Origin of the sequence: Herpetosiphon sp. NSE202 (assembly GCF_042688385.1) — a bacterium.
Taxonomy (GTDB): domain Bacteria; phylum Chloroflexota; class Chloroflexia; order Chloroflexales; family Herpetosiphonaceae; genus Herpetosiphon.
The window spans coordinates 33,837-47,713 of the sequence record NZ_JBHUPY010000011.1 but is presented as its reverse complement, the minus strand read 5'-3'; the positions used below and the strand labels follow the sequence as shown (position 1 = coordinate 47,713).

Here is a 13,877-nt window from a genome sequence, read left to right as displayed (position 1 = left end):
AAACGATGCTAGCACGCACAACAATTGTGGGCTTGATTGGCGGGGCGACGGCGTTAATTCATGGTGTAGCTGGCCAATTAACCAGCATTCAAGCCTTGAATCAAGCCAATCTGGCCGCCAGCCCACGCTTAGAACTCTTGGCAACTTGGCATATGCTGACGATTCAGCTTGGTTGGTTGGCCTATCAAGTTTGGCGCTTAGAACGCCATCCTCGGCCAATTGAACAAGCGCGAGCAATTATTGGTCAATATCTGGCTTACAGCGCGCTGTGGTTGTTATTGAACCTCGTAGTTGCTCGGCAGCTGTGGTTGGCTCCGCAATGGATTTTATTGGCAGCGTTGGCTGGGCTAACGTGGTGGGCAACCCCACGACCAAACCTAATTATGCAAGGAGCAGATTGATGCAAACCTCATTTCTGGGCAAGCTTGGCGCATGGATTTTTATAATCGTTGGGCTGGGCCATCTTTACTTTCAATTATTTGCAACTGAAGCAGATTCAAGCGCAGCCAGCCAGTTGCGCCAAATTCAGGTGCAGTTGCCTGGCGTTCAACGCAGCATGTTGCAATTGAATAGCGGCTTTTCGTTGACAATGGGCTATCTATTGATTGGCTATGGTGTGTTGAATTTGCTGATTCTACGGGCGCTGGGCAACGAGCCAGCTCGTTTGCAGGCAATTTGGCGCTTCAATAGTGCAGTCTCGTTGGGCTTGGCAGTGCTTTCGTTGCGCTACTTTTTTATCTTTCCTAGCAGTTCTTTTAGCATCACCACGGTGTTGTATGCGTTGGCTAGTCGTCAAGTGCAACCCCAACATCCATCGCAAACCTGAAACCTACCGCCTCAGAATCGAGTATAGTTAGCACGATATAGATGCCAAGATCGGCGAGAGCGATCTTGGATTTTTAGTGCAATCGAGGCCTCTTTATGCTACGTCGGATGTTGGTTCTGTTCGTGTTGGTTGGTTTGGTTGCTTGTGGCACAAATGATAAAGCTGCCACGAACAGCGAAAATCTCACCTTGAAATTAAATGTTCAGCCAAATCAAAGCTATCGCTATAAATCGACCCAAGTGCAACATGTGACTCAAAGCATGTTCATGACTGAGCAAACCCAAGCTACTACCACCACCATGACCATGGACCAAAGCGTGGTTTCGGTGTCGCCTGAAGGCGAAACCGTGATGCGGATTGTGATCGATTCAATTCGGGTTGAAAGCCATGCTAATGATCAGGCAATGGTCTATGACTCAAGCGATCCTGCTGCGAGCACCGATTCGCCAGAATTCGCCCAATTTGCAGGCCTGATCAGCCAACCAATGACGCTTACCTTGAGTCCAGAAGCGAAAGTAACCAAGGTCGATGGTATCGATCAACTGATCGACAAAATGCTTGGTGGCAGCGAAGAAAACGAACAAACCGTGATGATGCGTGATATGTTGACCAAAACCTTTGAACAATCGTATGCCAAAGCCACGATTATTCCGTTTGGTGGTAAACCCATGGCAATTGGCGATTCATGGCAAGATGTAACCGACATGAATGTGCAGATTTTTTCGATGGTTTTGACCAACACCTACAGCTTGAAAGAGCGCAATGCAGGCCTCGCTACGTTTGATCTGACTGGTGAATTTGCCATCGGTGAATTAAAATTGCCTGATCTGCTGGAACGCGACGATATAAAAATGTCGATTGACAAAGGCAATGGTGAAAATAGCCAACGCGGCACAGTTGTGATTGACGAAGCCACCGGCATGCTCAAATCGAATGTGCTTGATCAAACCATGTCGATGGTAATCAGCATCGAAGGTTCGGATGCTGATCAATCGCTGACAATGCCGATGACCCAGACCTTGCATATGGAAGTGCAACTCCAACCATAACATCAGCTTTTTTTCAGCTGTGATTAAGTTGTTTATCGTGGTATATCGATCTGCAGCGTGCTATAACCATAGCACGCTTTTTATGTGAGGAGTTTTCTATGCGCTTACGCGTTTTGAGTGGCTTGTTGAGTTTGCTGCTCTTGGCTGCATGTGGTGGTCAAGCCACCAGCCCAACAATTACGCCACCGCCAACGATTACGCCAGCCAGCCAAGTTGAAGTCTTGGCCACGGCAACCTTAGATTCGAGTACGCCAAGCGAACCAACCGCTGAGCCAACGCAGGCAGCTGCTGAGCCGAGCAACCAGCCAGCCACGCCAGCCAATGCTGATCCCAATGCCTTGGTTGATACATCGATGCTGACCGGCAGAATCTATTTTGTTGATCCTTTGGGATTTGCGATTAACTCAATCGCGGCGACTGGCGGCGATTTACAAACGGTCTATAAAGAGCAAGGCCCAGTGCCCTTGGCCCGCTTGGGGATTGACCCAAGTTTGCAGTATTTGAGCGTCTTTAAGGGCGATTTTCTACACATTTATAGCCTCGACTTCCAAGAGCTTTTGCGCTTGCCCACGAGCTTTGAGCCAATTTGGTCGCCCAATGGCGATGGCAAGTTTGCGCTGCTCAAATTAACCGATATGGGCGAGATATTTGTTGATGTGTATGATTTGAAGAGTGCTAAACCAGAAAATATCGTGGTGAGCACGCTTGGCTATCGGGCTGCGTGGCTCAGCGATGGTAGCGCGTTGGTGGTGCATAATGGCAATCAAATTGGCGAGGCCAGCTTGACCGATGGTGCATTTAGCCCGCTTGGCGAGCTAGTTGAGGATGAGAACGGCAGCTGGGTGGTTGATGCTATTTTGAGCCACGATGACTGGATCTATTTCCATGGTGGCCAAGTTAATTTGCTTGGTGCATCGGGCAATGGCATGCAATGGTGGGTTTTGCTGGATGGCGTGCCGCAAGCGCTGAGCGAGATTGGTGGCAATGGCGTAACCCGTGCCCAATTGAACGCGCAGCGTGAGCAACTGGCCTATATTGATAATTTTCATGTCAGCGCCTGTTTGACTGCGCAAGTGTTAAGCGTGCAAAATGCCGATTTCAGCTCGGCGGCGCTTACGCCTAATTTAGGCCCAATTGCTGATAATACTGGCCAAGAAATTCATGGCGCGACCTGGAATCCAAGCGGCGATTGGCTAACCTTTGCCAAGGGCAGTTATACCTGTGCTGACTCAGGCCCGATCTATGCAACACCGCAAGTATTTGTTTGGAACCCAACCAACCAAGCGCTGCAAGCCTTTGAGTATGGCAGCTATCCGGTGTGGATTCGTTAAGAAGAACATAGAGCAAAGAACATAGAACATAGGCGTAATGGTTCATTGGATTGGCTGGCAACTATACCATTCCCTCACCCCCCAGCCCCCTCTCCCACGAAAACGCGGGCGAGGGGGAGCACCCATTTTTACCGACGCATTGCGCAAGAACCACGGCCTGAAAGCCCCTCGCCCATCGGATGGGAGAGGGGTTGGGGTGAGGGGATCTTAACAACCTACCCTTGTAAGTGACCCCCGCTCCCGCCAGCGCGGCGAAACCACTTAATGATGCTCCCCTCGCCCGCGTTCAGTGGGCGAGGGGCTGGGGGTGAGGGCATGCAGCTGATTGTTAATCCAATGAACTATGCCACAGAGAACATAGACAAATGCGCGCCGGACACGAGCAAATTATTCGTGTCCGGCGCGTATTGTATTGATAGTTTTGCAATTTTAGCGGCGGGCTGGGCCTTGAGCCAAGCGGCCAAGCAAGCCACCTTGATTTGGGCGGCTACTATCGCTCGAAGCAGGCGTTGATGGTTGCGCTGGCAACGATGGAGTAACCAACTCAGCTGGTTGGGCTGGCGTAAGGGTTGGCGTAAAGTTAGGGTTTGGGATAGGTGCACTGGCCGGAACTACAACCTTGGCGGCTATGCTTTTGGCGGGATCAACCCCGATAATTGCCACCACGCCAGCTTTGATTAGGCGCACAATTGCCCGTGAAACATCGATTGGCTCGATGATCAAGCGTTCGGCAATGCTGCGAATGCTCTGTTCGCCATTGATTGTGCGGGCAACCGCTACAGCCATTGAATCGAGTGGCTGGCTGGGCATAGCGCCACTGCGAATATAGGGAATTGCATTATCGCTGGGGATAAAATTGCGTAATTCGCTCCATGAACGGGCGCGATCCTCAGCCTCATCGCATAGGCTGGTTGCATCCGAAACCATGGTTTCTTGGGTAAGTTCGCGTAAATCTCGCACCGCAAATTGGGCATTCGATTCCTCGAATAAGAGCCAAACTGCCTCAGGGCCGACTTTATCGCTATATTCTGCGTGGCGCACCAACCCATCGCGGGTGAGAATCACTCCACGCCCGTGTTGGCCGATAACTTCAAGCTCGCCACACATTGAGCTTTGCTGCATCAATTCGAGTAATTCGCGTAACGGAAAGCTATTGAATGTGCCTGTTAGTTCCATGGCAACCTCCGAATCTGCTTGCCATAGTAACATATCTCGCCTTGGCATATGTCAATCCGTAGTCCCCTTCTCGGTTAGTACTGAGATTTAGCTCTGCGGTTAAACCAATCACGGGGCAGTACCACTGCCCCGTGACTTTCGTTCAACATTGGTTTTAATTTAGCGGCTGGCTGGCCGTTCAGGCACGCCAATCAAATCGGCTGGAGTGCTTGGGCGTTGCTCATCGAAGACCAAATTGGTGGTTGCAGGCACAAGGTATGGCCCGCGAATGTTGTTGTAGGTTCCCCCATAGATTTCGTGAGTTTCCAAAATCGCGCCGTAATTGGTCAAGCCATACGAATCGGCTTGGGCGTAGATTCGGCTGCCAGCGTTGAGTTGACCGGCTGGGACGAAGCTCAAATCTGAGCGATAGTATTGACCGCCGCTGATCAAGGTCAGGGTCGCATTCGGCGCTAAGGCTGGTGCATTGGTTGGAATTGCCCAGGCCATACCGAAGTTGCCAAGGCTGTTCCATGGCTGGTTGGCAGCGGTTGGCGCTTGGGTTGGATTGATGTAAGCATCGACCCAATAGCCGCCAGCCAATGGCTCAGTGCCTGCGTTGCGCACGGTCACGCGCACGGTGCCGTTGACCACTTGAATGCTATCAACCACTAAGTCTACCGAGGCTGGCTTCAGCACCATTGGAATGTAGACCACAGCGCGATCGTCGTTGATGATGGTGATCGTGCTGGTGATTGGCGTGCCGAAGGCTGTGCCAACTGGGTTGCTCAAGCTGAGCACGATGGTTTCGCTTAGTTCGTAGGTGCTGTCATTGGTAATTGGCACCACCACTTGCACGCTGGTTTGGCCGCGTGGGATGGTCAGGGTCTGGGTAACTGGCGTGTAATCGTTGAGATTGGCAGTGCCATTGCTGGTTGCAAAGTTCACCTGAACTGCGCTACTTGGATTTGGTGCGTTCAATTGAACCGTAACAGTTGCGCTGCCAGTTGATTCAACTACTTCATAATTGGCGAGGCTGAAGTTGATTCGTGGCACAACGATGGCCACAATCGCGCTCGCTGTGTTGTTGGTTAACAATTGGTCAATATCATCGCGAACGCTCACGTTGTTGACCAAGGTTGTGTCGCTGGCCAAGCTTGGGCTAATAATCCCCGCAATTTGAATCGAGCCGCTGGCAAATGGTTGGAGGTCGCTGACCGTCCAAACATAGCCTGGGTTCGCGCCAGTATCGTTGATTGTCAAGCCTTGGCTGCTGACCGTGACGTTGGTTAACAGTGGCGAAATAATGTCGGTCAAGACAATGTTGCTCGTTTGCAAATTGCCAGTATTGGTCAGATTGATGGTGAAGGTTACTGGCGTGCCTGGCGTGGCAACCTGTGGCGTGACGCGCTTGCTAATTGCCAAGTCAACACTGGTCACAGTCGCTGGAGCATCAGCACCATCTAAGTAGCTGCGTTCCAAATTGACCGTGCCTTGGGCCGAAGTCCATGTAAGCTCCACATTGTTGATCAATGGCGAACCGATGACCAAGGTTGGTGGCGAAGCTACCCGCGCTTGATAGCTGAGGACGCTGACTGAGCCAAGCGCCAAGCTATCGAAGGTTGCTTCGATGTTGCTGCCGTTGATTGCAAAGCTGGTTGGAGTTGGGCCTGAAATGACCGTCAACGAACCAACAACCGGAGTCAAGCCGACTGGCAGCGTATCTTCAATTGCCAATTCGTAGGCGGTTGAAGCGCTTTGGGCGGTATGCGATATTGTAATGGTGTAATTGAGCACTTGGCCAAAGTCTGGCGTGGTGTCATCGACAACTTTGTTGATTTCCAAGCTTGGGTCGATTACGGTTACGCTGACGCTATTATCATCGTCGCTCAAGCTTGGCTGGGCGCTGCCATCAACGCTGTTGGTCAAGACCGTGCCGCGCACGAGGCCTGGGTTACCATTGACGGTTGTTTGGTAGGTGATGGTAAAGCTATCGCTATCCACGGCATTGGCTGCATTGACATTGCCCGGATTGACCACACTACTCGCATCGATGATTAAGTTTTGGCCGCTAAGCATTGCCGTTAGGCCATTGATCGTCATGCCATTGGCATTGGCAACCGTCACCGAGCCATTGGTATAGGCCAAGCCTGCTGGCAGCGTATCAACAAAGCGCAAATTATTGGTTGTGCCTTCGAGCACAGTTGCGGTCAGAACATAGGTGACCACTTCGCCGAAGGTTACTTGATTGCCAATAGTTTCGCTAATGCTGGTGCTTGCTATGCCTTTTTCGAGCGCAAAGCTGGTTGCAATGCTGTAATTTAGGCTATTGCTGCTCGCAGTGAAACTTGGTAATTGCGAACCGCTGACATTCTTCCAGGTGATTGAACCTTGGCTTGCGGCCGTTGCGCCTTGGTTGACGCTGTTTGGCAAGTTGTATTGGACGATCACCGTCAGGCGTTGGTCGTTGCTGCCGTTGGTGTTGATTAAGAGATTAATATTGCCAGTGTTGACCAAATCGCCATTGGCATCGAAGCCCAGATTACCGCTGTAATTGGTGCTGGTTGCACCGTCGCTGACAATTGCCGAAATCAAGGTTGGCGTGCCAAAGCTTGCTGGCAAATCAACATTGAGGTCGACATCGTAGGCTGAGGCCAAGCTATTGGTGGTATGACTGATGACGATTTGTTGGCGCAGCGTATCGGCTGCATCCAAACCATCATCGGCGGTGAGCTTGCTCAAATTGATGGCGAGATCTGGTTCAACCACGGTTACGCTGACCGAGTTGTCGTTATCGCTCAAGTTCGGGCTGGCTGTGGCATCAACCTCGTTGCTGAGCACCGTGCCCGAAGCGACGCTTTGGTCGATCGTTGCGCGATAGACCAAGCTAAAGCTATCGGTGTCGAGGCCAGCTTCTGGGTAGCTGCCAGGATTGGTAGCTGGATTGACACGGAAGATCAAGGTTTGACCAACGCTGGTGACGGTGAAGTTATTCAGCGTAATCCCGCCGTTGCTCAAGATTGTGCCTGAGCCACCGACGTAGGTCATGCCCACTGGCAAGGTGTCGGTCAGCACAATATTGCTCGTGCTGCCTTCGATCACTTCGACCGCGAGCGTGTAGGTGACGGTTTGGCCTGCGGAAACCGTGCTGGCTGCTGGCACAAGCGCCTTGGTTACTGCGAAGAACGAGGCGATTGTGGTATCGGCGCTGGCGCTCTTGGCATAGCGTGGCAAGCTAACATCGGCTGGATTGCGCCATGTCACGCCACTTTGCATGCTCACCAAGCTGGCTGGAGCAGCAGTGTTGTTCACTTGAGCGCTAATTGTCAGCACAATTTGCGAGCCAATTGGCATCGTTGCTGGTGTGTTGGTTGCGAGATTGTTGCCAACAATTGCAAAGTTGCCACCAGTTGCCCCGCCCGTTTGTTGCACATTCACCAGATTTAGGTTGCTGAGATTGCTGGTGAAGCTGCTGGTAATTGCCACAGTATTGGCAGTTTGGGCATTGGCTCCTGCTGGATTATCGATCGTCACGGTGAAGGTGATTGGATCGCCAGCTTCGAGCTGAGCATCGCTGCTTTGGCCAACACTGAGGGTCAAGGCTGGCTCACTCACACTCACGCTGACTACATTGTTGTTATCACTTAGGCTTGGGTTGGCGGTTGCATCAACATCATTGGTTAGGGTTGCGCCCAAGCTCACATCGTTATCAACGCTTGCTTGGTAGCGAATGACAAAGCTATCGCTATCGGTAGCCGTTGCGTTATTGACATTGCCCGGATTGACTACACTGCTGGCGCTGATGGTGAGCACTTGGCCGCTGACCGAGGCGTTGAAGCCATTGATCGTCATGCCATTGGCAGCCAGCACTTGGGCCGAACCCGGCATATAGCTCATGCCAACTGGCAAGCTATCGAGCCATTGAGCATTATTGGTTGTGCCTTCCAAAACTGTGGTAGTGAGCGTATATTCGACAACTTGGCCAGGTGAAACGGTGCTTGCTGCTGGCGAAATTGCCTTGGTTATGCTCCAAACACTTGGCACAGTGATGGTTGGCGCTGAGCCAGTTGCAGTATAGAGTGGACGGCTAACTCCGCTAGCATTCGACCAAGTTGTGGTGGCCGAGTTGCTAAGCGTGGCGGCTGGGGTAACGCTATCGGCGATTGTGCCTTGCACAACAACCGTCAATACTTGGTCGTTGCTGCCGTTGGTATTGATCAAGAGGTCGATATTGCCCGTTACGCTGAGTACACCACCGCTCAACGAGAAATTACCGGAAACATTAGTACTCGTCGCGCCATCGCTGACAATCGCCGAAACGAGGGTCAAGTTTTGTAAGTTTAAAGGCAAGGTATCGGTCAACAAGACCTTGGTTGCATTGCTATTGCTGCTTGGCACGTGTGCGACGCGAATTTGATAGCGAACTGTATCGCCTGCATCAACTCCGCCAGTGGCGGTGGTAATAGTTTTGACCAAGCTCAAGGTTGGCTCAACCACGGTGACCACAACTTGATTGTTGTTATCAACCAAGCTTGGGCTAGCGCTTGAATCAAGGTCGTTGGTCAAAACTGTACCGCCAGCAACCGTGTCAACCACCACTTGATAGGTCATCAAGAAGGTGTCGATATCAACGTTGCCAGCGTTGTTGGAATTACCAGGGTTGACGATGCTGGTAGCGCTGATCGTCAGAGTTTGGCCGCTGAGCGCCACATTGAAGCCGTTCAGAGTCACGCCGTTGACATTCGAGATTTGGGCCGAACCTGGCACATAGGTCATGCCGTTTGGAATTGTATCGACCCAAACTGGATTGAGGGTTGTGCCTTCAATCACGGTCGTGCCGACGGTATAGGTCACCAATTGACCAATACTGACTTGGGAGATTGGCGGCACAATAAATTTGTCAACTGTCCAGCGGCTGGCCACGTTGATTGTGGGTGCCGTAGCAGTGGCGTTGTAGTTGGAGTTGAAGAAGCCACCTGGATTGCGCCATGTGAGGTCGGCGGTATTGCTGATCGTGCTAAGTGGCGTGGTTGACGTTGCGACCAAACCGCGAACCATCACGGTCAACACTTGGTCGTTCGCACCGTTGGTATTGAGATCAAGCCCAAGATTGCCAGTGGTGCGCAATTCGCCACCAACAATTGTGAAGTTGCTGGCAACATCGGTGGTGGTTGCGCCATCGCTGACGGTTGCCGAAAGAATGCTAGTCGCAGTCAATTGGCTGGGCAAAGTGTCGGTGATCATCAGGTTGGTGGCGTTGGCTCCGCTGGTAGCAGTTGGCTGAACCTTGATCAAATAGCGCACTTCATCGCCAGCGTCGATGCCAGTTGTGGCTGAATTGATCGTTTTGCTGAGCGTGAGTTCTGGCTCGACCACGGTGACCGTGACTTGATTGTTGTTGTCGCTCAGGCCTGGGTCGGCACTAGCATCAACATCGTTGGTCAGCACCGTGCCGCTGGTGGCGTTGCCTGCGACGTTTGCCTGATAGGTCAGAGTAAAGCTATCGCTATCGGCGGCAGTGGCGTTATCAACATTGCCCGGATTAAGCACGCTGCTCGCGTTGATGGTCAAGACTTGGCCGCTGAGGTTAGCAGCAAAGCCATTAATTGTCATGCCATTGGCATTTTCAATCACTGCCGAACCCGGCACATAACTCATGCCTGCTGGCAGGGTATCAACCCATTGCAGATTATTGGTTGTGCCTTCGATGACGCTTGTGGTTAGGCGATAGGTGACAGTTGCGCCAGCCCCAACTGCGCTGCCAGGCGCGGCAACACTTTTAACCACGTTGAAGGTGGCGGGAATCGTAATGCTTGGCGCAAGGTCGGTTGCGGTATAGCTAGCCCGTTGAACCCCTGCCTGATTGCGCCACGTCACAGTGGCTGCATTGGCAATCGTGCCACCTGGGCTAATTTGGTTGCGCACTTTGCCTGCCACCACCAGCGTCAACACTTGGTCGTTGGTGCCATTGGTGTTGAGCAACAAGTCTGGCGGCGTAAGGGTAACCAAATCACCTGAGCCATTGATGTTAAAGTTGCTGAGCACATTGGTATTGGTTGCGCCATCGCTAATTGTGGCGCTTTCGATGACCATGCCGATGATGCCAGCAGGCATGTCATCGCTCAGGTTGAGGTCAAAGGCATTGGCGGTGCTTGCAGCCTGATGCGAAACCACAATCTGGTAGCGCACGGTATCGAATGCATCAACTCCGGCTGTGCTGGTGGTGATGCTCTTATCGATTGCCAAAAGTGGCTCAACCACGGTAACGCTGGCCGAATTGTTGTTATCGGCAGGAACACCAGCGGCGCTGCCATCGGCATCGTTGATCAGCACGGTGCCATTGACGGTGGCTGCAACATCATTGACTGTGGCTTGATAGGTAATTGTAAAACTATCGGTATCAGCGGTGGCTGAATTATCAACATTGCCTGGATTGAGCACGCTATTGGTTGTGAAGCTCAAGACCTGCCCAACGCGGGATACAGTCACAGGCGCGACAGTCATACCATTGGCAATAAGCGATGTAGAACCTGATACATAGCTCATCCCAGCTGGCAAGGTATCGACTAATTCTAGGTTCGTGGTTGTGCCTTCAATGACGGTTACGGTTAATTGATATGTGACTGTTGAGCCAACCACAACATTTGTACCAGAAGTAACCGCCTTGGCGAGGCTAAAGCTGGCTGGAACCGTAATAGTCGGCGCAGTGCTCGAATCGTTATAATTTGAGCGTTGGAGCGAGGTTGCATTCCGCCACGTAACATTGGCAGTGTTGCTAATTGTTGCTCCTGGAGCGACTGTATTATTGATAACTCCCCGCACAACGATTGTCAAAACTTGATCATTCGTGCCATTGGTGTTGATATTGAGATTCGTGGCGGTTGTAGTTGAAAGCTGACCTGATCCATTGATCGTGAAATTGCTTGCAACATCGGTCGTGGTGGCTCCATCGCTAATCGTGGCTGATTCAACCACAGGCGAGCCAAGCACCGCAGGTAATGCATCAACCACGCTCAGATCATAGGCTTGGGCGGTGCTGGCGGCAGTATGGCTAACCTGAATCTGGTAGCGCACTGTATCGCCAGCATCGACCGCAGAAGCTACGCCAACGATGGTTTTGCTTACATCTAAGAATGGTTCAACAATCGTCAGATTATGGGTGTTGCCGTTATCAACTTGGCTTGGGCTAGCCGAGGCATTGACATTATTGGTCAAGATGTCACCGCTGACATTAGCTGGCACATCAAGCACTTTTACTTGATAGGATAAACGGAACACATCGCTATCAGCGGTTGCAGCGTTATCAACATTACCTGGATTGACCACACTGCTGGCATTGATCGTCAAGGTTTGGCCACTGACACTGGCGGTTAAGCCATTGACCGTCATGCCATTGAAATTACTCACAGTAATGGAGCCAGCAACATAGCTGGTATTGGCTGGCAAAGTATCGATAAACTGTAAGCTATTGGTCGTACCTTCAATCACGCCAACAGCAAGGTGATACGTAATATCTTGGTTGATCAAGGCCTCGGTTTCAAGGCTCGATTTACTAACGCTGAAGGCTTTGGCCACATTGAAATTAACCGCTCCAGTGCTATCGGTTAAGCCAGTAACCGTGGTTAGCGACGCACTATTGCTCCATGTGATATTGGCGCTATTGCCAACAGTTGCGCCAGCAAGCGCAGTATTGGCAACTTTGGCGCTAAGCACCAAGGTTAATTTTTGGCTGCTATTGCCATTCGAGCGGTAGCGCAATGGCATTGGGGTCGTGGTAGAAAGGTTGTTGCCACTAACCGCGAAATTGCCAGCAACATTGGTATTGGTTGCGCCATCGCTGATAATTGCGCTGGTCAGCGTTACATTGCTTAGTTGCGCTGGCAAAACATCGCTCAGATTAAGATTAAAAGCATCGGCCAAACTGAGCGAAACCGTATCTGCGCCTTCAACAATTGTCGCGTGCTCAACTTCGATTTGGTAGGTGACCGTATCGAAGGCATCGACGTTGGTTGTATTGCTGGTAATGGTTTTGCGCACATTTAGAATTGGCGTAATCAATTGGCCAAAAATTTCTGATTCGCCAGTTGCTTGGCCATCACGATTATCAGCCCCACCCCAAACAACTAAGGTATGGTTCTGAGCTGCGCCACCATAAGCGATGCCAATATAGCCATTGGCAAAGTAGGTATCGCTGCCGTTTGGCCCCATATCGCTAACTTGCACATCGAAGGGAGCGATGCGTGCGCCAGTGGCGGCATTAATTTTTTGGCTAAAAATCTCGCGCTCGGCATTGCCAGCAGCACTGGGAGCCATCCACGCAATAATAAATTGATTATCGCGCGAGTTATAGGTAATGACTGGATCGGTTGAAACCCCATCGCTGGTTGAGCTGAGGGCCAATAAGCCGCCGCTCAACGCTCCAGCTCCAGTGACTAATTGACCATACACGTTATAGACGCTATCAGTCACATTATCGCCCGACCAAATGACCAAATAAAGGTTATTGGTGGGGTTGTAGCCAAGATTTACATCAAACGAATCTTGGTTAGGATTGTTCGCGATCAAGAAATCATCAACGCCAACTTCGGCCAAACTGGCAGTTAAGCGTTGACCATAGACATCAAAATCGCCATTTGTGCCACTATCATCGGAGCGCCAAGCCACAAGATATTCGTTGTTGAGGCTGTTCCAAACGATAGTAGCATCTTCAGGTCGCAGGATTGGATCGCCATTTGATCCAACATCAGAAATCTTAACATCGCCGCCAACCTCAACAAGGTTGCCGCCGCTATAGCCTAATAACTGAACATAAACTTCAAACTCGCCATCGACCCGCCCACCAGCTTTATCATCGCCATGCCAAACGACAGCATATTGATTGTTGGTGGCGTTATAGGTAACTGCTGGTTTATCAGCATCTGATAGCGAATCACCATCAGCTCCTGTGTTGCTGACGCGAAAAATCGAGCCAAGCAAAGCCCCGCTAGCTGAAACGCGCTGAGCATAAATCTCGAGTTCATCGACAAGCCCACTTGTGCGAAAATCGCCTACAAAGACAACTAGATATTCATTTTGAACGCTATTCCAAACTATTTGAGGTCGAGAATAAGCGTCAGCCGGATCGGGATGATTGGCAATTAAAAAATCGTTGCTACCAATTTCCAGCCCTGTAGCTGCATCGATCAACTGGCCATGGATATCGAGTGCCCCATCTACTTCCAACCCTTCCCACACGACCAAATATTGGTTATTGGTGGCATTGTAGGCAACAACTGGATTGGTAGCAATGCTGCCATCACTATTGCCAAGCCCACCCATATCGCTCAACAACACATCGTTGGAGCCAAGCAGGGGCGCTGCCATTGGGCGTTCAGCAGACTGTTGAGCTTGCAGCAGAGGCTTTGGAGCGGCAAAGGCTCCACTTCCTTGCAGCACAAAGAGCACCCCAGTGAGGAGTGCCATGACCACAGCAGAAAGTCGAGATTGTTTCAACACAGCGGGATACCTTTCTGTTTG

At 51.2% G+C, this 13,877-nt stretch carries 6 protein-coding genes; 4 read left to right on the top strand and 2 right to left on the bottom strand.

Annotated features, from left to right (window positions below; translation table 11 throughout):
• Nucleotides 1-5: 5 nt before the first annotated feature.
• The 4 genes from ACFMKP_RS13515 (at nt 6) to ACFMKP_RS13500 (ending at nt 3,206) form a co-directional block, all read left to right on the top strand.
• Nucleotides 6-401, top strand: coding sequence for a hypothetical protein (locus ACFMKP_RS13515; protein ID WP_382292504.1), 396 nt, complete (start codon nt 6-8; stop codon nt 399-401).
• Nucleotides 401-826: a hypothetical protein gene (locus ACFMKP_RS13510; RefSeq protein ID WP_382292503.1), complete on the top strand. Its 426-nt coding sequence runs from the start codon at nt 401-403 to the stop codon at nt 824-826. Before ACFMKP_RS13515 ends, ACFMKP_RS13510 begins: the two co-directional genes overlap by 1 nt.
• A gap of 95 nt (nt 827-921) precedes the next feature.
• Nucleotides 922-1,875: a DUF6263 family protein gene (locus ACFMKP_RS13505; protein ID WP_382292502.1), complete on the top strand. Its 954-nt coding sequence runs from the start codon at nt 922-924 to the stop codon at nt 1,873-1,875.
• Nucleotides 1,876-1,973: 98 nt separating this feature from the next.
• The gene (locus tag ACFMKP_RS13500; protein ID WP_382292501.1) at nt 1,974-3,206 is read left to right on the top strand and encodes a hypothetical protein; all 1,233 of its coding nucleotides are present in this window, start codon (nt 1,974-1,976) and stop codon (nt 3,204-3,206) included.
• Between the two features lie 429 nt (nt 3,207-3,635).
• Here ACFMKP_RS13500 and ACFMKP_RS13495 read toward each other — a convergent pair whose 3' ends face one another.
• Both ACFMKP_RS13495 and ACFMKP_RS13490 read right to left on the bottom strand, forming a co-directional pair.
• Nucleotides 3,636-4,415, bottom strand: coding sequence for a DUF4388 domain-containing protein (locus ACFMKP_RS13495; RefSeq protein ID WP_382292500.1), 780 nt, complete (start codon nt 4,413-4,415; stop codon nt 3,636-3,638).
• A gap of 126 nt (nt 4,416-4,541) precedes the next feature.
• Entirely contained in the window at nt 4,542-13,856 is a 9,315-nt protein-coding gene (locus ACFMKP_RS13490) for a beta strand repeat-containing protein (RefSeq protein ID WP_382292499.1), read from the bottom strand.
• Nucleotides 13,857-13,877: the final 21 nt, after the last annotated feature.

Bases quoted from the DNA above. Each gene is read 5' to 3' on its own strand.
- ACFMKP_RS13495 (WP_382292500.1), bottom strand. From the start codon at position 4,415: ATGTTACTATGGCAAGCAGATTCGGAGGTTGCCATGGAACTAACAGGC.
- ACFMKP_RS13505 (WP_382292502.1), top strand. From the start codon at position 922: ATGCTACGTCGGATGTTGGTTCTGTTCGTGTTGGTTGGTTTGGTTGCT.
- ACFMKP_RS13515 (WP_382292504.1), top strand. From the start codon at position 6: ATGCTAGCACGCACAACAATTGTGGGCTTGATTGGCGGGGCGACGGCG.
- ACFMKP_RS13510 (WP_382292503.1), top strand. From the start codon at position 401: ATGCAAACCTCATTTCTGGGCAAGCTTGGCGCATGGATTTTTATAATC.
- ACFMKP_RS13500 (WP_382292501.1), top strand. From the start codon at position 1,974: ATGCGCTTACGCGTTTTGAGTGGCTTGTTGAGTTTGCTGCTCTTGGCT.